The sequence below is a fragment of the Flavobacterium sp. genome (assembly GCF_044373165.1).
Classification (GTDB): domain Bacteria; phylum Bacteroidota; class Bacteroidia; order Flavobacteriales; family Flavobacteriaceae; genus Flavobacterium.
This window is the reverse complement of record NZ_JBILQL010000010.1, coordinates 25,799-43,480: the sequence shown is the minus strand read 5'-3', so window position 1 is coordinate 43,480 and position 17,682 is coordinate 25,799. Positions and strand designations below refer to the sequence as shown.

At 37.8% G+C, this 17,682-nt stretch carries 22 protein-coding genes; 15 read left to right on the top strand and 7 right to left on the bottom strand.

All coding sequences use genetic code 11. The features are described from left to right. Window positions 1–184: 184 nt before the first annotated feature. Both ACIQ32_RS02970 and ACIQ32_RS02965 read right to left on the bottom strand, forming a co-directional pair. Window positions 185–754: a cob(I)yrinic acid a,c-diamide adenosyltransferase gene (locus ACIQ32_RS02970; protein ID WP_396194187.1), complete on the bottom strand. Its 570-nt coding sequence runs from the start codon at window positions 752–754 to the stop codon at window positions 185–187. 197 nt (window positions 755–951) lie between these two features. Further along, on the bottom strand, window positions 952–1,650 hold the full coding sequence (locus ACIQ32_RS02965; RefSeq protein ID WP_396194186.1) for an ABC transporter ATP-binding protein: 699 nt from the start codon (window positions 1,648–1,650) through the stop codon (window positions 952–954). A gap of 166 nt (window positions 1,651–1,816) precedes the next feature. Between ACIQ32_RS02965 and ACIQ32_RS02960 the strand changes: the two genes are divergently transcribed. Then, a complete protein-coding gene (locus tag ACIQ32_RS02960; protein WP_396194185.1) occupies window positions 1,817–2,488 on the top strand; it encodes a hypothetical protein in 672 nt (223 codons plus the stop codon). A gap of 59 nt (window positions 2,489–2,547) precedes the next feature. On the opposite strand, the gene ACIQ32_RS02955 is transcribed toward ACIQ32_RS02960, so the two are convergent. Next, window positions 2,548–3,327 carry an O-methyltransferase gene (locus ACIQ32_RS02955; RefSeq protein WP_396194184.1) on the bottom strand — a complete coding sequence of 260 codons (780 nt, stop codon included), beginning with the start codon at window positions 3,325–3,327 and terminating at the stop codon, window positions 2,548–2,550. 70 nt (window positions 3,328–3,397) lie between these two features. Continuing rightward, window positions 3,398–5,260 (bottom strand): ABC-F family ATP-binding cassette domain-containing protein, encoded by a 1,863-nt coding sequence (locus tag ACIQ32_RS02950; RefSeq protein ID WP_396194183.1) that lies wholly within the window; start codon window positions 5,258–5,260, stop codon window positions 3,398–3,400. A 140-nt stretch (window positions 5,261–5,400) separates the two neighbouring features. On the opposite strand from ACIQ32_RS02950, the gene ACIQ32_RS02945 reads away from it, so the two are divergent. Continuing rightward, window positions 5,401–6,567, top strand: a complete 1,167-nt coding sequence (locus ACIQ32_RS02945; RefSeq protein WP_396194182.1) for a glycosyltransferase family 2 protein — start codon at window positions 5,401–5,403, stop codon at window positions 6,565–6,567. Between the two features lie 140 nt (window positions 6,568–6,707). Beyond that, a complete protein-coding gene (locus ACIQ32_RS02940) occupies window positions 6,708–8,006 on the top strand; it encodes a dihydrolipoamide acetyltransferase family protein (RefSeq protein WP_396194181.1) in 1,299 nt (432 codons plus the stop codon). A gap of 16 nt (window positions 8,007–8,022) precedes the next feature. Here the strand turns inward: ACIQ32_RS02940 and ACIQ32_RS02935 are convergent, their stop codons facing one another. Further along, window positions 8,023–8,529: a hypothetical protein gene (locus ACIQ32_RS02935; RefSeq protein ID WP_396194180.1), complete on the bottom strand. Its 507-nt coding sequence runs from the start codon at window positions 8,527–8,529 to the stop codon at window positions 8,023–8,025. Window positions 8,530–8,780: 251 nt separating this feature from the next. On the opposite strand from ACIQ32_RS02935, the gene ACIQ32_RS02930 reads away from it, so the two are divergent. The 9 genes from ACIQ32_RS02930 (at window position 8,781) to ftsY (ending at window position 14,378) form a co-directional block, all read left to right on the top strand. Then, window positions 8,781–9,116, top strand: coding sequence for a helix-turn-helix domain-containing protein (locus tag ACIQ32_RS02930; protein WP_396194179.1), 336 nt, complete (start codon window positions 8,781–8,783; stop codon window positions 9,114–9,116). Window positions 9,117–9,240: 124 nt separating this feature from the next. Next, window positions 9,241–10,014 carry an exonuclease domain-containing protein gene (locus ACIQ32_RS02925; protein ID WP_396194178.1) on the top strand — a complete coding sequence of 258 codons (774 nt, stop codon included), beginning with the start codon at window positions 9,241–9,243 and terminating at the stop codon, window positions 10,012–10,014. Between the two features lie 75 nt (window positions 10,015–10,089). Further along, window positions 10,090–10,701, top strand: coding sequence for a fumarylacetoacetate hydrolase family protein (locus ACIQ32_RS02920; RefSeq protein WP_396194177.1), 612 nt, complete (start codon window positions 10,090–10,092; stop codon window positions 10,699–10,701). Continuing rightward, window positions 10,701–11,045 carry an Hpt domain-containing protein gene (locus tag ACIQ32_RS02915; RefSeq protein ID WP_396194176.1) on the top strand — a complete coding sequence of 115 codons (345 nt, stop codon included), beginning with the start codon at window positions 10,701–10,703 and terminating at the stop codon, window positions 11,043–11,045. The genes ACIQ32_RS02920 and ACIQ32_RS02915 overlap by 1 nt, the downstream gene beginning before the upstream one ends. Before the next feature lie 182 nt (window positions 11,046–11,227). Then, complete coding sequence (locus ACIQ32_RS02910) at window positions 11,228–12,481, top strand: CinA family nicotinamide mononucleotide deamidase-related protein (protein ID WP_396194175.1); 1,254 nt, start codon at window positions 11,228–11,230, stop codon at window positions 12,479–12,481. A 162-nt stretch (window positions 12,482–12,643) separates the two neighbouring features. After that, window positions 12,644–12,880, top strand: a complete 237-nt coding sequence (rpmB, locus tag ACIQ32_RS02905) for a 50S ribosomal protein L28 (protein ID WP_396194174.1) — start codon at window positions 12,644–12,646, stop codon at window positions 12,878–12,880. A gap of 26 nt (window positions 12,881–12,906) precedes the next feature. After that, window positions 12,907–13,089, top strand: coding sequence for a 50S ribosomal protein L33 (rpmG, locus tag ACIQ32_RS02900; RefSeq protein WP_112112007.1), 183 nt, complete (start codon window positions 12,907–12,909; stop codon window positions 13,087–13,089). 48 nt (window positions 13,090–13,137) lie between these two features. Beyond that, on the top strand, window positions 13,138–13,290 hold the full coding sequence (locus ACIQ32_RS02895) for a DUF4295 domain-containing protein (RefSeq protein WP_396194173.1): 153 nt from the start codon (window positions 13,138–13,140) through the stop codon (window positions 13,288–13,290). A gap of 134 nt (window positions 13,291–13,424) precedes the next feature. Next, window positions 13,425–14,378, top strand: coding sequence for a signal recognition particle-docking protein FtsY (gene ftsY / locus ACIQ32_RS02890; RefSeq protein ID WP_396194172.1), 954 nt, complete (start codon window positions 13,425–13,427; stop codon window positions 14,376–14,378). A 189-nt stretch (window positions 14,379–14,567) separates the two neighbouring features. Here the strand turns inward: ftsY and ACIQ32_RS02885 are convergent, their stop codons facing one another. Beyond that, window positions 14,568–15,644 carry a serine hydrolase domain-containing protein gene (locus ACIQ32_RS02885; protein WP_396194171.1) on the bottom strand — a complete coding sequence of 359 codons (1,077 nt, stop codon included), beginning with the start codon at window positions 15,642–15,644 and terminating at the stop codon, window positions 14,568–14,570. A 128-nt stretch (window positions 15,645–15,772) separates the two neighbouring features. Here ACIQ32_RS02885 and ACIQ32_RS02880 point away from each other — a divergent pair, with 128 nt between their 5' ends. Both ACIQ32_RS02880 and ACIQ32_RS02875 read left to right on the top strand, forming a co-directional pair. Then, entirely contained in the window at window positions 15,773–16,189 is a 417-nt protein-coding gene (locus ACIQ32_RS02880; protein ID WP_396194169.1) for a hypothetical protein, read from the top strand. Next, window positions 16,189–16,485, top strand: a complete 297-nt coding sequence (locus tag ACIQ32_RS02875; protein WP_396194168.1) for a DUF721 domain-containing protein — start codon at window positions 16,189–16,191, stop codon at window positions 16,483–16,485. Before ACIQ32_RS02880 ends, ACIQ32_RS02875 begins: the two co-directional genes overlap by 1 nt. Here ACIQ32_RS02875 and ACIQ32_RS02870 read toward each other — a convergent pair. Next, window positions 16,482–16,925, bottom strand: coding sequence for a DUF4268 domain-containing protein (locus ACIQ32_RS02870; protein ID WP_396194167.1), 444 nt, complete (start codon window positions 16,923–16,925; stop codon window positions 16,482–16,484). The two genes, ACIQ32_RS02875 and ACIQ32_RS02870, sit on opposite strands and share 4 nt — an antisense overlap. Window positions 16,926–16,991: 66 nt before the next feature. Between ACIQ32_RS02870 and ACIQ32_RS02865 the strand changes: the two genes are divergently transcribed. Further along, a complete protein-coding gene (locus ACIQ32_RS02865) occupies window positions 16,992–17,630 on the top strand; it encodes an NUDIX hydrolase (protein ID WP_396194166.1) in 639 nt (212 codons plus the stop codon). The last annotated feature ends 52 nt before the right edge of the window (window positions 17,631–17,682 follow it).

The window sequence follows — 17,682 nt, the reverse complement described above, 5'->3', positions numbered from 1 at the left end:
CCAATACATCTTCTGTCGATTTTAGTTTATGCAAAAATAAATTTTATACTGAAAAAGTCAAGTTTTTTTTGATTTATTTTTAAGTAAGTGTAAGAACGTCTTGTTTCAGTAATCAGTGGTTAGTTTTTAGTGGTCAATTTGTGTACAATTGAACCGCTGAGTACTGTTTACTGAATACTGCGTACTACTTCCTCGGAATCCATTTTACTTCCTCGGCTTGCAGGTCAAAGGACAACTTCCGTGCCAAGACAAAAAGGTAGTCAGAAAGTCGGTTTAAGTACTTAATTACTTGTTCGTCGGTCGGTTCTAACTCGTGTAAATGTACAGACAAACGCTCTGCTCTACGGCAAACACAGCGGGCAATGTGACAATATGACACGGTTGTATGTCCGCCCGGCAAGACAAAATGTGTCATAGGTGGCAAAGCGGTGTCCATTAAGTCGATTTCGTTTTCCAGAAAAGCGATGTCTTCTTCTGAAATGCGGTTGATGTTTAATCGGGGTTGACCGTTTTTCAGGGTTTCTTTTTCCGGTGGTGTGGCCAAAATGGCGCCAACGGTAAACAAGCGGTCCTGGACTTCAATCAAAACATTTTTATACAAAACATTGATGTCTTGGTCACGGATTAAACCGATGTGAGAGTTGAGTTCGTCAACGGTGCCGTAACTTTCAATACGGATATGGTGTTTTGGGACGCGTGTACCGCCAAAAAGAGCAGTGGTACCGGTGTCGCCGGTTTTGGTGTAGACTTTCATTCTTTAAAGGTGCTAAGGTACTAAGGTGCTAAGGTACTGAGTTTTTTTTAAAGGTGCTAAGGCACTGAAGTTTTAAAGTTGACAAGCTTGCCAATAGATTACCAACTAGCCCTGATTGCAGTCTTGTCTTTTGGGACGAGACGGAAAGCAGGAATAGGGAATACAGATAAATCCCAAGCGTTTCGCTCCAAAATTTATTATAAATGATTGACGTTTTGGGTATCGCTTTCGATGATGCCGTCACGCAGACGAATGATTCTGTGGGCATATTGGGCGATGTCTTCTTCGTGAGTAACCAAAATGACCGTATTGCCATTTTTGTGGATGTCGTTAAACAAGTGCATGATTTCTACGGAGGTTTTACTGTCTAGATTCCCTGTTGGCTCATCGGCCAAAATGATGGAAGGTTTGTTGACCAAAGCTCTGGCAATCGCAACACGCTGGCGTTGTCCACCGGAGAGTTGGTTGGGTTGGTGGTCCATTCTGTCGGCTAAATTAACTTGTGTCAGCACTTCTGTAGCGCGTTCGTTTCTTTCTGATTTTGAATAACCGGCGTAAATCATAGGCAAAGCCACGTTGTCTAGCGCTGTTGTTCTGGGTAAAAGATTGAAGGTTTGGAATACGAATCCGATTTCTTTGTTGCGTATTTCAGCCAAATCATCATCGTGCATCTGGCTGACATCTTTACCGTTCAAAATGTAAGTTCCCGATGTAGGCGTATCCAAACAACCCAAAAGGTTCATCAAAGTTGATTTTCCGGAACCCGATGGTCCCATCAAGGCCACGTATTCGCCTTTGTTGATTTGTAAATCGATACCTTTTAAAACGTAGATGGTTTCGCTTCCTAATTGGAAATCGCGTTTAAGGTCTTTGATCTTGATTAAGGGATTAGCCATTGTTTACTGAGAATTGAATTTTGAAATAAGTAGTAAATATAACGATAATGTTACAAAGTGAGCGATAATTTTAAATCAATGAATTATGCAACAATTGCAGATAATTGTGTAATAGAGTAGCCGTTGACAGTGGGTAATTTTACACCAACATTAAAAACTTAAAATGATGAAAAACAGAATAATTAGATATGGAGTATTTTTTACTGCATTAGTGAGTTTGGTTTCTTGTAAAAACAACGAAGTTGAAACTGCAGCCGTCGATAAAATTGCTTCTTTGGAAAGCTATATTGATTCGCTTGAAAATGTAAATGCACAAGAGGTTGAAGCCAATTGGGATCAAATTGCTGCAGATTATAACCAAAGATCTGCCGCGTCCAAAGAGGCAATTGCTTCCTTGGGAGAAGATGTGAAACTTCGCAATCAATCAAGATTGGATTCTATTGATGCAAGGTATTTTGTGATCAGAACTTCGGTTGAAGCGGTAAAAGTTCCCGTAAAAGTCAATCCGAATCAAGCGCTTAGGGATACTTTCTTTGGCGCCGGTAAATTGGGAGAAGACATGAATTTCAGTTGGGTGAATAAAGACAATATTTTAGAAGCATACCAAACTTTCTTTGAGGCTTACAAAGCCAATAAAGAGAATTTTACCCGAGAAGATTACGATGAAGTAAAATTGATTTATGAAGCTTTAGACAGCAGAAAAAACACGGTTGAAAAAGAAGGTCTGACTTCTGAAGACAACACCAAAATAGCTGCTATCAAATTTAAATTTGCGCCTATGTTTAAGGTCAACAGAATTGGAGCAAAAGCAAGAGAAAATGAAGAAGCAAAAGAATAATTATTTTGAATTGGTTTGTTAATTCGAGAAATGGTGATCAGCAATGGTCATCATTTTTTTTAGGCACGAATCACGAAATGCTCTTTTTCCTGCTCGGCTCTGAAGAACACCAATCCCCATTGAAAAGTGTCAATAGTGACGGATACTTTTGGGTGATTTTTGATGACTTCCCATGCTTTTTCCATGTCTTTCGACCAATGAATATCGTCGAAAATCCATATGGTTTCATTGGTGATGGTTGGTAGTAACAATTCGAAATAGGATAGCGTTGCTGCTTTAGAATGGTTGCCGTCAAAGTAAATGAGTTGTCGGTTGTCGGTTGTCGGTTGTTGGTTTTTTAAAAAGCAATTAAATTCTGTTGCTACCGTATAGATGTTATTCAATTCAAAGGTTTCAAATTGTTTTTGAGCTACAGCCAAAGTGTTTTCACAACCTTCTAAAGTGATGATTTTAGCTTTCGGGTTTCCTAATGATAAGGCGGATGTCGCTAAACCTAATGAAGCTCCGATTTCCAAGATGTTTTTGGGTTGGAAGTAATTGGTGATTCTGAACAGTAATTCGGCTCGTTTGGGTGAAATTCCGGCGGTTTGAGCGATTTGGTTTATAGCTCGAATGTTGCTTTTAAAAACCCTTGAACCAGCGCCAAAATCAGTTACTTCGATAGTGTTTTTGTTTTCTAAAAGAGATTGTCTATACTTCTTTAAAATCGAATATTCGGCATATTGTTTCTTATCATAAAAACATTTCGTCACCAAATCAAATACAAACGGCGAATGCACTCCGTGTTGTTTTTTGGAGTGGTAGAGGAAGTTTAGGTATGATTTTATTTGTTGAAGCATTTATATAGCTTTTAGCAGTTAGCTTTTAGCAGTTAGCTTTTTTTGCTGATGGCTAAAAGCTGACAGCTCTTTATTCCATTTTTGAACTTAACTCAAACCAACGCTCTTCTTTAGCTTCTAGTTTTTTGATAATCACTTCTAATTCCTGGGCTTTTTTGGTGATGTCAGCATCAGCTACTTTGCCTTCGGCGAATTGGTTTTCGATTTGTTTTTTCTCGTATTCCAAGTCTTTGATTTCGCGTTCGATTTTGTTGAATTCCTTTTGTTCGTTGAAATTCAAGCCCGAAGTCGTTGGATTGTTTTGTTTCCAATTGACTTTCTCGGTAGAAACGTTTGACAATGTTTTGGGTTCCGCCGAATCTTCGTAAGCTCTGAAATCGGAGTAATTACCGGGGAAATCTTCAATTTGTCCTTCGCCTCTAAATATAAATAAATGGTCTACAATTTTATCCATAAAATAGCGGTCGTGGGAAACCACCAATAAACATCCGGGATAATCCAACAAGAAACTTTCCAAAACGTTTAACGTTACTATATCTAAGTCATTCGTAGGCTCATCGAGAATCAAGAAGTTTGGGTTCTGAATCAAAACCGTACACAAATACAATCGTTTCAATTCGCCACCACTTAACTTTTCCACAAAGTCGTATTGTTTTTTGGCATCAAATAAAAAGCGCTCTAACAATTGTGAAGCCGAAATGATTTTGCCTTTGGTTAGCGGAATGTATTCGCCATATTCTTTGATGATGTCGATTACTTTTTGTCCCGGTTTTGGGTTGATGCCACTTTGGGTGTAATAACCTACTTTAATTGTATCGCCAATCACCACTTTTCCGGCATCGGGTACCATGGTTTTGGTAAGGATATTGAGGAAAGTCGATTTTCCGGTACCGTTTTTTCCAATAATTCCAATGCGTTCGCCGCGTTGGAAGTCATAAGTAAAATTGTCTAAAATAACTTTATCCTTGAACTTTTTATAGAGCTTGTGCAACTCGATAATCTTGCTGCCCATGCGTTCCATGTTGATTTCGAGCTCGACCACATTTTCTTTTCTTCGGCTTTCGGCTACAGCTTTAATCTTGTAGAAGTCATCTTGGCGCGATTTGGATTTGGTGGTTCGCGCTTTGGGTTGGCGACGCATCCAAGCCAATTCTTTGGTGAAAAGATTTTGAGCTTTGTCAATCGTGGAGTTTTCCATGGCGATTCGCTCTTCTTTCTTTTGCAAGTAATATGAATAATTGCCTTTGTAGGAGTAGAGTTTGCCGTTGTCCAACTCGATGATTTCGTTACAAACGCGTTCCAAAAAGAAGCGGTCGTGTGTTACCATAAACAACGTGATGTTTTCTTTGGCGAAGTAACTTTCCAACCATTCAATCATCTCCAAATCCAAGTGGTTAGTTGGTTCATCTAAAATCAACAAATCCGGTCGGTTAATCAAAATAATTGCCAAGGACAAACGTTTTTTTTGTCCACCGGAAAGCGATTTCACTTTTAGTTTTAAATCGTCTAACTTTAATTTCGACAAAATTTGTTTGAATTGTGTTTCGAAATCCCAAGCGTTGTGGCGGTCCATTTCATCGAAAGCCAATTGGTATTTCTCCTCGTCTTCCGGATTTTCTAGGGCTTTTTCGTAACGTTCAATCACGTGCAGAATTTCATTGTCGGAGGCGAAGATGCTTTCTTCAATGGTCAGTTCGTCTTGTAGGTTATTGTTTTGCGAAAGAAATGCCATTTTGATTCCTTTTCTAATGATAATCTGACCGGTATCGGGTTCGTCATCGCCATTGATCATACGCATAATCTGGGTTTTACCCGAACCATTTTTGGCAATAAATGCGATTTTTTGGTCTTTATTGATGCCAAAAGAAATGTCTTTAAATAAGGTTCTTTCGCCAAAGGACTTTGATATATTTTCTACTGAAAGGTAATTCATTTAATTTGAAAATTTGAAAATGAGGTAATTTGAAAATTACAGTGAGCAAAAGTAAGCTATTTAAACAGCAATCAAAATCTTTAAGTTAACCATCATTTTCAAATCTTCAAATTTCCAAATTTTCAAATTATATTTGTCCAATGCAACTATCGGTCATCATTCTGAATTATAATGTGCGCTACTTTTTGGAGCAGTGTGTTTTGAGTGTGGAAAAAGCCATTCAAAACTTGGAGGCCGAAATTATAGTCGTTGACAATCATTCGTCTGACGACAGTTGCGCGTTGATGAAACAGCGTTTTCCTCACATTAAACTCATCGAAAATAAAGCAAATCTAGGCTTTCCTAAAGGCAACAACATCGCAGTAAAGCAAGCCAAAGGAGAATATCTTTGTATCTTAAATCCTGACACGGTTGTAGCTGAAGATACTTTTGAAAAAATTTTAAACTCCCAACACCCAACACCTAACTCCCAACTCGGAATAATAGGTTGCAAACTCATCGATGGTGCCGGAAACTTTTTACCCGAGAGCAAGCGTGGTGTTCCAACGCCTTGGGTAGCTTTTACCAAGATTTTCGGATGGTATAAAATCTTTCCAAAGACAAGGTTATTCAACCAATATTATGCCCAGCATTTGAGCGATAATCAAAGTGGTGAAGTCGATATTTTAGTCGGCGCTTTTATGATTATGAAGCGAGAATTATATAATGATTTAGGAGGTTTTGATGAAAACTGTTTTATGTATTCGGATGATATTGACTTAAGTTATATGGCTTTGCAAAAAGGGAAAACCAACTATTATTTCCATGAAACAACGGTAATCCATTACAAAGGCGAAAGTACAGTTCGTGACGGAACTTACATGAAAAGGTTTCAAGAAGCCATGAATTTCTTTTATAAAAAACATTTTAAAGTGTCTTTTTTCTTTTCATTTTTCATGAAAATAGGTATTGTATTTTTTTCATTAGTCAAAGTTTTTCAAGGAAAAGCACAACCCAAAGTCAATCCTGAAAACTATCTTTTAGTTTCTGATAATGAAGCGTTAAAAGAAAAATTAGCTCACAAACTGCAAAAAAGTGTCGAAAGAATACCATTAGAAAACGGGAAAATAGTAATTTCGCAAACGATTTCGAAGGCTAAGAATACAGAGGTCATTTTAGATACCAATTATTTAGGTTTTAAAAAATCCATTGCCTTTTTGGAAGAAAACAAAAACAAGTCGTTTACTTTTAAATTGTTACCGGTAGCAAGTGATTTCATCATCGGAAGCAACAACAGTAACGATAGAGGTGAAGTGATAAAGATTTAAGAATGCAGCAAACAGATTGCAGATTTTAGTAGAAACAAACAAATTGATTTGCAACAAAAAATATAGAATTACAGTTAAATCCTGATTTCTTTTATTAATTTTGCAATCGAAACAACAAAATACAACTTTAGATTATCAATATGGCAAAGTTCGAATTGAAATTACCCAAAATGGGTGAAAGTGTTGCAGAAGCAACGATTACCAATTGGTTAAAAAATGTTGGCGATGCTATCAGCGCTGATGAAGCGGTTTTGGAAATCGCGACCGATAAAGTCGACAGCGAAGTGCCGAGTGAAGTTTCGGGTGTTTTGGCTGAGGTTTTATTTCAGGTCAATGATGTGGTAAAAGTTGGGCAAACCATAGCCATTATTGAAACTGAAGGCGGTTCAGTTGCGGCTGCTCCGGTAGCGGAAACCGTTGCTGCTCCGGTTGCTGAGGTCGCAAATACTGTTGAAGTGGCTGTAGCTACCGCTGCTCCGGCTGATTTTAAATCATCGGATAAATTCTTTTCTCCATTGGTAAAAAATATAGCTACTGCGGAAGGTATTTCAATTACAGAATTAGAGAACATAGCCGGTTCCGGAAAAGACGGCCGTGTGACCAAAGAAGATATTTTAAGTTATATTAAAAACAGAGGAAGCCAACCGGCAGTGGTTCAACAACCGGTAGCGCAACCGACAACCGACAACCGACAACCGATAACGCAAGCCGTTCCTGTTTCAGTAAATGGCGGCGACGAGATTGTGGAAATGGACAGAATGCGCAAGTTGATTTCGGGTTATATGGTAGCTTCGGTACAAACTTCGGCGCACGTACAATCGTTTATTGAAGTTGATGTGACCAACATTGTAAAATGGAGAGACCGCGTTAAAAATGCTTTTGAGAAGAGAGAAGGCGAGAAGTTGACCTTTACACCAATTTTTATGGAAGCCGTAGCGAAAGCCTTGAAAGATTTCCCGGGCATGAACATATCCGTAGACGGTGATTTTATTATCAAACGTAAAAATATCAACCTTGGAATGGCGGCAGCGTTACCCAACGGTAATCTTATTGTTCCGGTGATCAAAAATGCTGATCAATTAAACTTAGTAGGCATGGCCAAAGCCGTAAACGATTTAGGCAATCGCGCCAAAGCCGGTAAACTAAAACCAGACGATACGCAAGGCGGTACTTATACGGTAACCAATGTCGGAACTTTTGGATCGGTTTTCGGAACGCCAATCATCAACCAACCGCAAGTAGGCATCTTAGCGTTGGGCGCCATTAGAAAAGTACCTGCGGTAATCGAAACTCCCGAAGGCGATTTTATCGGTATCCGTCAAAAGATGTTCTTGTCGCACAGTTATGACCACAGGGTTGTAGATGGCGCGCTTGGTGGCAGCTTTGTTAAACGCGTAGCCGAATATTTAGAAGCTTTTGATGTGAATAGAGAATATTAAAAATAGAAAACCCCAACTATCCGGTTGGGGTTTTTGTTTGGATGGGTTTTAAGCTGTCTCTTTTTGTTTCTCTTGCGATTTCTTTGTTTTCATCATTGTTTTCATCTTTGATGATGATAACCGTCTTTTCTTTAAATCGATATTCTCCTTTTTTAAAAATTTCGTTATCAGACAATAAAATTTCATAGCTGTAAACGCCTTTTGGTAAATCATAAAAGCACTCTTTGCTGTCTTTTTGAATGACCAGTTCTTTTTGAATTTCTTCTCCTTCTGCTGTTTGTTTGGTAATAATTAAAGTGATTTTATCATTCAGCTTATTCTTGATGCAAACACTTTCAACTGTTGTGGTGTTGGGATTGGTTTTAGAAGACGATAGCAGCGTAATTAAACCGCCAACTAAAATTTCTCCGCCTTTCACGATGGCGGTTAGATCGGATTGTGCTGTTGTTAGCAACGGAATCAACAAAATGGTCATAACCGATTGATTTCGGAAAGACAGACTACGTTTTACAATGGAATTCATAAGGTAAGGTTTTGAGATTACGTAGTGTTTTCGCCTTTGTTTTTTTTTAAAGTTTCGGGAGTTAAAGTTGCAATCTTGTTTGCATTCTTTCAAAAAGAAGTCTTATAAATTTTAGTAGAATAATGATTAGTTTTCTTATAAAGACATCGGTTCGCAATAAAATAACACGATAATTCACATAATAAAGTTTTAAAAGTCACGTTGTTAGTGTATAATTGTTGTTTTGAACTCATCTAAAAATTAACCTGATTATGACTACAGGAACTAAAATCCGCCGCCTTAGAGAGCAAAAAAGATGGTCTCAAGAAGAACTGGCTTACCGGGTTGGAGTTAGTCAGGTTACCATCGGCAATTGGGAACAAGGTAAAAGCATTAAACACGACTATTTGCAGCGTTTGGCACAAGCTTTAGAAGTAACAGTGATTTTTTTATTAGAAGACGATCAGCCGCTCAAGGTTCAAAAAATAACACTTGACCAAAACAATTCCGGAGAATTTGAAATTACCATCAAAGCGCCGAATCAGTTTTTAGAAGATTGGCATCGGAAAATGGATTTTTTAATGAACAAATTCGAATTACCAAAGTAAACAGTTCGCCAAAATTCCAATGGGTTTCACCCTCGAAAAAATTATTCACAAATCATAAATCTTTATTAAGATATCGACCAACGGTAATGGCAATATTTTATCTTTGTCCGCTCAAACAATAAGAATGGAATTAAAACTCACCCGACCGATTTGCTTCTTCGATTTAGAAACCACCGGTATTGACGTAGCCAAAGACAGAATCGTCGAAATCTCAATATTTAAAGTTTATCCTAACGGCAATAAAGAAAGCAAAACTTGGTTGGTGAATCCTACCATTCCCATTCCGCCACAAGCCACAGCAGTTCATGGTATTTCTAACGAAAAAGTAGCCCATGAACCTACGTTTAAAGAACTTTCGGGACAAGTACATCAAATGATTAAAGACTCGGATTTGGCCGGATTCAACTCCGATCGTTTTGACATTCCCCTTTTGGCCGAAGAATTATTGCGCGCGGAAGTCGATTTCGATATGAAAAACCGAGTTTCAGTAGACGTGCAAACGATTTTCCACAAAAAAGAAGAAAGAACCTTGAGCGCTGCTTACAAGTTTTATTGCAATCAAAGTCTGGAAAACGCCCACAGTGCCGAAGCCGATACGATGGCTACTTACGAAATCTTAAAAGCGCAATTGGATCGCTATACCGATTTGGAAAACGATATGAAAGCTTTGTCGGAATTTACCACGCGCAAAAAATCGGTTGATTTTGCCGGTTTTATTGCTTTGAATGATAAAGGACAAGAAATTTTCACGTTCGGAAAACACAAAGGCAGTCTGGTAGACGATGTATTTGATAAAGAACCGGGCTATTTCGGTTGGATACAAAACGCCGAATTTCCGTTATACACCAAAAAAGTATTAACCGGAATTAAATTGAGAAAGTTAAACACTAAAAATTAAGTGATTAGTGACTAGTAATTAGTGATTAGCAGTTTTTCACTAATTACTAATTGCCAATTACCAATTACTAGCCACATGAAAATCATCTGCATCGGAAGAAATTACGCCAATCACATAGCGGAACTCCAAAATGAGCGCCCGGACGAACCTGTTATTTTTTTAAAACCGGATTCGGCAGTTTTGCCGGATAAAGCACCGTTTGTAATTCCTGAGTTTAGTGCAGACATTCACCATGAAATCGAAGTGATTGTTAAGATTAACAAATTAGGCAAATACATCGATCCGAAATTTGCCCACAAGTACTATGACGAAATAGGATTGGGTATCGATTTTACCGCTCGTGATTTACAAAGCAAATTAAAAGAAAAAGGCTTGCCTTGGGAAAAAGCCAAAGCTTTTGACGGTTCAGCGATTATTGGTGACTTTCTCCCGAAAAATGAATTTAGTTCCACAGAAAATATTACATTTGAATTAACCAATAACGGACAAACCGTTCAAAAAGGAAATACCGCCCAGATGTTGTGGAAAATTGATGAAATTATTGCTTACGTTTCTCAGTTTTTTACCCTCAAAAAAGGAGATGTTATCTTTACGGGAACTCCGGAAGGCGTTGCCAAAGTGTCGCCTAACGACGTTTTGGAAGGATTCATAGAAAACAAAAAAGTACTAAGATTACAAATTAAATAATGGCAATTAACTACAACCTAGCAAAAGTATATGCGCTTTCAGACAACGATCCTGAATTCGTAATGCAAATCATCACACTTTTCGTTACCGAAGTTCCCGAAGACTTAAAATTTGTGGAACAAGGTGTCAAAGAAAAAGACCATAAATTGGCTTATTCTTATGCGCACAAAATCAAGCCTTCATTAGATTTATTAGGCATGACAGTTGCCCATCAGGAAATTTTAGAAGTAGAGGCCTGGACCAAAAGAGAAGGCAAACGCAAAGAAATTATCGATACCTTCGAAAGTGTCAAAAGCCAAGTGGAAAAGGCTGTAAAAGAAATCAAAAAGGATTTCGAGATTTAAAAATTGGGAGCGAAACGTTTGGGAATTATCAGGAATGGCAATTCCCGTTTTCCGTTTCAATCTCTTCGAGGATTTACACTCCAACCGGGGCTAGTCAGTTTTCCGTTTTTTACTTGGCAACTCTGTATACAAGTTACCTCAAAACCTTAGCGCCTTAGTATCTCAGTAACTCAGTACCTAAAATGAAAGCAACCATAGTCACCATTGGTGACGAGATTTTAATCGGACAAATTGTAGACACTAACTCGGGTTATATTGCCAAAGCTTTAGACAGAATTGGCATTCAAACCCACGAAATGCTCTCTATATCCGATGATAAAAAGCACATTTTAGAAACTTTTAAAAAACTTCAAAATCAAGTCGATTTGGTCATTATCACCGGTGGACTCGGACCAACCAAAGACGATATCACCAAAAAAACTTTCTGCGATTATTTTGACGATGTTTTGGTAGAAGACCAAGCGGTTTTAGCACACGTTACCGAAATCATCGAAGGTTTTTATAAACGCCCTATCAATCAGTTAAACAAAGAACAAGCCTTGGTACCTTCTAAAGGCGAAGTGCTTTTCAATAAAATGGGAACAGCACCGGGCATGTGGATGAAAAAAGACAATACCGTTTTTATTTCTTTACCCGGAGTACCTTATGAAATGAAGTACTTAGTAGACTTTGAGATTGTGCCGAAATTGGTTAAAGAATACAAACGACCTTACATCATTCATAAAACCATACTGACTTACGGTCAAGGCGAAAGTATGGTGGCAGAACGCATTGAAACATGGGAAAACAACTTGCCTTCTTTTATCAAGTTGGCCTATCTCCCGGCGCCGGGTAGGGTGCGATTGCGACTCACCGCCAGAGGGGAAAATAAAGATGTTTTAGAAAACGCCGTAAAAGAAAATGTCGACTCCTTATCGAAAATCATCGGTGATATCATTGTTGGTTTTGATGAAGAGGAAACGATAGAAGTAGTGGTTGGAAAATTGCTGGCGGCTCATGGGAAAAGTTTGGCCACTGCCGAAAGTTGTACCGGTGGTAAAATAGCGCAAATGATAACTTCAGTTGCCGGAGCTTCTGCTTATTTCAAAGGCAGTGTGGTTTCCTATTCCAAAGCAACCAAGGTAAGTTTACTCGATATCGATTCCGAACTTATTGAAAAAAACGACGTTGTCAGTGCTGCTGTAGCTGTGGCTATGGCGTCAAATGTCAAGCGATTGCTCCAAACCGATTATGCTATTGCTACTACCGGAAATGCCGGTCCGACTTCGGAACCCGGAAGTGCGGCTGTAGGGGTTGTTTTTATTGCTATAGCTACTCCGAATGAAGTTGTAGTTTCCGAATTTAATTTTGGTCAACCCCGAGAAAAAGTCATCGATAGAACGGCAAACAAAGCCTTGGAGTTATTACAGCAAGAAATTTTAAAAAGCACTCACTAAAAGCTTTTTATTGCTGATTATTAATCAAATAGGACGGTTCGTTAGGGTGTTTGAAATGCGAAAGAAAAAAAAGAAAAAAATCTGCAGTATTTTTTTTGCTACAATGATTTATTTTCTGTAAGTTTGCACCCTGATTTTGAATAACGATAAAAGAAAAGCATAATGTCAAGAGTTTGTGACCTTACAGGTAAAAAAGCGATGGTAGGAAATAACGTTTCTCACGCTATGAACAAAACTAAGAGAAAATTTTCTGTTAACTTAGTTAAAAAACGTTTCTATCTTGCTGAAGAAGACAGATGGATTACGTTAAGAGTAGCTGCGTCTACAATTAAAACAATCAACAAAAACGGATTGGCTGCAGTATTGAAAAATGCAAAAGCTAACGGATTTATTAAATAATCTGAAATCCTTAAAAATAAAGTAAGATGGCAAAGAAAGGTAATAGAATCCAAGTAATTTTAGAGTGTACTGAGCACAAAGCAACAGGTCTTCCTGGGACTTCTCGTTACATCACCAAGAAAAACAAAAAGAATACTCCGGACAGATTAGAGATTAAAAAATTTAATCCAATCTTGAAGAGAATGACTGTTCATAAAGAAATTAAATAATTTAGAGGTTTTTACTTGGTAGAAATTTCAAATAAAACATTATAAGTCATGGCAAAGAAAACCGTTGCAACGTTACAAACCGCATCTAAAAGATTAACCAAAGCTATTAAAATGGTTAGATCACCAAAAACTGGTGCTTACACTTTCCAAGAGTCAATCATGTCTCCTGAAGATGTAGATAGTTTCTTAAACAAGAAATAATTTTTCAAACTCTATACATCAAAGCTACTTTCATTCGGAAGTAGCTTTTTTATTTTTATATTTGCTCCACCAATTGGTTTCGTTTGTATGCGAGACTCGGGTGTCTAACAAATTCGAATTTACAATCCGATACAATGAGTTTTTTCAAAAGAATATTTTCCTCCGAAAAAAAAGAGACTTTAGATAAAGGTCTGGAGCAAACTAAAACTTCCTTTTTTTCCAAATTAACTAAAGCAGTAGCCGGAAAGTCTAAAGTAGATGATGAGGTTCTCGACAATTTAGAAGAAGTCTTGGTTTCCTCAGATGTAGGCGTGAACACTACTTTAAAAATCATCGAAAGAATTGAAGCCCGCGTAGCGCAAGACAAATACATGGGAACCGAGGAACTCAATAAAATCCTTCGCGAAGAAATAGCCGCTTTACTTTCGGAAACCCAATCGGGTGAAGAAACTGAATTTACCATTCCGGCCAACAAGAAACCTTATGTATTAATGGTAGTCGGTGTAAATGGAGTTGGAAAAACCACCACTATTGGTAAGTTAGCCTATCAATTCAAAAAAGCCGGTTATAAAGTGGTTTTAGGCGCAGCCGATACTTTCCGTGCCGCAGCGATAGATCAGTTGCAAATTTGGGCAGACAGAGTAGGCGTACCATTAGTCAAACAACAAATGGGTAGTGATCCGGCCTCAGTGGCTTTTGATACTTTGCAAAGTGCTGTCACCCAAAACGCCGATATTGTGATTATTGATACAGCCGGTCGTTTGCACAATAAAGTCAATTTGATGAACGAGTTGACCAAAGTAAAGCGTGTAATGCAAAAAGTAGTAGAAGATGCGCCTCACGATGTTTTATTGGTATTAGACGGTTCAACCGGGCAAAATGCTTTTGAACAAGCCAAACAGTTCACCGCTGCTACCGAAGTATCTTGTTTAGCAGTAACCAAGTTAGACGGTACTGCCAAAGGTGGTGTAGTAATAGGCATTTCAGATCAATTCCAAATCCCTGTAAAATATATAGGCGTTGGTGAAGGTATTGAAGATTTACAGGTTTTTAATAAATATGAATTCGTAGATTCGTTTTTTAAGTAAGAATTATGAATAAATTGCTATCTTTTTTCACAGAATCATCTCCAATAAAACTTATTGGAATCAGCGTTTTAATAGTTGTCTTAAGTTATTTCATTGAAAAGCCTTTGCCCAATATCTTTATGGGATTGCGTTTGCTAGCCTTTGTGCTTTTTGTATATGGCGTGATGCGACTTATTAATCGTAAATAAACTATTGGTATAAATCATTTATTTTATCCCACAACTCATTGTCAAAACCTGATAATGCAAAAGTCGGATTCTCCGGATTGGCCACTTCTCCCATACGGATTATGACCATTTTTTTGCTTGGCACCACGTAGATTTTTTGATCGTTTTTACCCAAAGCCGCATACATATCACTTGGAGCATTTGGAACCAAAGTGCCGTTAAATTGTAACTGAAGTCCAGGCAAACGATAGGTAGATTTTCCGTTTAACCACCACAAATAACCATATGCTTGGTTTAAAGTTTGTGAAGTGGTAGTGGCTTGATTAAAATAAGTGCTGTTTACTATAGTGGTACCGTTCCATTTTCCTTGATTTAACGACAACAATCCAAAACGTGCCATATTTCGGGTAGTGCTCCAATAAACGCTTAACCCGTTGCTGTTAATCCAAGCACCACCGGTCATTCCGATACGGTCTCTTAGTTTGGTGTTGAAGTAATTGGTCCAGCTTTGCCCACTGGCTTGGGCTACTACATCTTGCAATTTCACATACACGTTGTGATAAGCCCATCGGGTTCCGGCATCGGCTACATATTGTAAATTGGCCGGAGAAACATCATCACCTAAAGCATCATTTAACCCGGAATTCATGCACAATAAGTTTTTACAAGTAATTAGATTTTCTTTAGCCAATGGGGCGCTGGTCCAACCCGTTCCCAAATAATCAGAAACTTTGTTATTGATGTTGAGCAACCCTTCGTCTTGTGCAATTCTGGTTACAGTTGTGGTTAAGGTTTTTCCAGCACTGGCCCAATACCATGGAGTGGTTGCCGAGTGTCCGTTAAAATAGTTTTCCATCACGATTCTACCATTCACTAAGATGATGAATGATTTGGTGTTTTTTAATTCCAAATAATCCAATAATGGTTGCACCGCATTTTGATTCCAATTTAAATCGGCTATCGATTTGCTTTCCCAAGTAGTACTACCATCATTGGGCGGAAAATACATCGTTTCGGTTATCGGTTGGTTTTCAGCAGAATCAGAGCTACAGCTGTAAGTTAATAATGAGCAAAGTACGAGGAGGCAAAAGTTTTTCATAATAGTTAATTTTTCGTAGGACTATAAATGTATAAAATAGTTTAATGTTGATAATATTAATTTTGATTTTCATTACTTTTTGCGCTCAAAAAAAGTAAATTTGTGGTTCTTTATAATTCATTTCAATCATGAAATACAGTCTTGTTCTAGCGATTGCTTTGTTGTTGTTTTCTTGTCAAACGGCAGTAAAGAAAGAAGATTTAACCAAACTTAACGGGTATTGGGAGATCAAACAAGTCGAGCTTGGTAACGGCGAAACCAAAGAGTATAAAGTCAATGAAACCATCGATTTTTTTGAAGTAAAAGACAATGCCGGTTTTCGCCAAAAGGTGATGCCACAATTTGACGGAACATTTAAAACCAACGGTATCAAAGAAAGCCTCAAGGTGATTCAACTTGATGAGGCCTTTTTTTTAGAGTGTAAAACCGCTTACGGTAAATGGAATGAGGAAATTATTGCCGTTGAAGATTCTACTCTCATTTTAAAAAACAAGCAAAATATTATCTATACTTATAAAAAATTTAAACCTTTTTCTTTAAAGTAATGGCCAAACGACTCAGTAACGAAAGTTCGATAGGCGATGTTTTAAAAGCTTTTATCGAAACCAATAAACTCCAAGCCGGCATGGACAAGATTGATGTGCAGCAAGCGTGGAAATCGTTGATGGGGAATGGTGTTAACAGTTATACCAAAGAAGTGTTTTTAAAAGGTTCGACTCTATACGTAGCCTTGACATCTGCTGTTTTGAGAGAAGAATTAAGCTATGGCAAACAAAAAATCATTAAAATGATTAATGAAGAGTTGGGTAAAGAAGTAGTTACCGATATAGTTCTTCGTTAGGTATTCATTTCTAAATCTTTGATGTATTCTTCAAACTCAAAAAAGAACAATTCAAATTTTGTCATCGTTTCGCTGAAAAACTCAAAAATCTCTGGCCAATAGCTGCGGTTGTTTAAACTCACGTTTAATTTTTCAATCCAAATCCGACTGATAACTTTGCCGTTATCCAAGTAAAAATTACGTTCTAAAATGGCTTCCGGTAGATAGTCTTCGTGTAATATCGTTTTGAGCGATTCTATTTTTTCGTAGTAAATTTTTCTTTTTTCCTCGTCTTTCGGTTCTATGTCTAAAAGCACTTGAGCTTTTTTGTTGTCGATGTAAAATTTAAAAGTAACGTCTTTAATCTTAGTATCATACAACAACCATTTGCGAGGATAAGCTTCGGCAAAGGCTGTCCAAAACTGCTTTTTTATTTGTTGTGCTTCTTCTTTACTATACATTTTATGAGGATAAAAGTGTGAGGCTTTATTTTTTTAAGGTAACTTTATATTTCTAAACCGGTCCAAATGCACTTCGAAGAGTTTTTAAAATACACGCCAAAAATACAAAATGCCGAGCTACCGGCAACACAAGCTCATGCAAAAATGGCTCCGACTAACCGATTGGATTTGCTGAAAGCCATCGATTTTACTAAAGTTATACCCAAACGTGCCGCTGTATTGATGCTTTTTTATCCTAAAGCGAGTCAAACTCATTTAGCCTTGATACTTCGCACCAGTTATAATGGTGTTCATTCCTCTCAAATAGCCTTTCCGGGAGGAAAAGTTGAAGCATCTGATGCCGATTTAAGCCATACAGCTTTGCGTGAAACTCACGAAGAAATTGGAGTTCATCCTAAGCATGTTACATTAGTTCGACCGTTTACAGAAGTTTATATCCCACCGAGTAATTTTATGGTTTATCCTTTTCTGGGCTACAGCACAAGCGATCTTGATTTTGTTCTTCAAGAAGAAGAAGTAGCCGGTTTGGTAGAGTTTCCCTTAACCGATTTTATGAATGATGCTATTATCGTCAATACCATTATGAAGACTTCTTATGCCGGGAGTATTGAAGTGCCCGGATTTCAGGTAAACGAACATTTTGTTTGGGGCGCTACCGCCATGATGTTAAGTGAATTGAAAGATACGCTTAAATTGGTTTTATAAGTTTAAGTTTTTTAGATTTGCAACCCCGTTCGAATTTTTTGTATGGCACGGA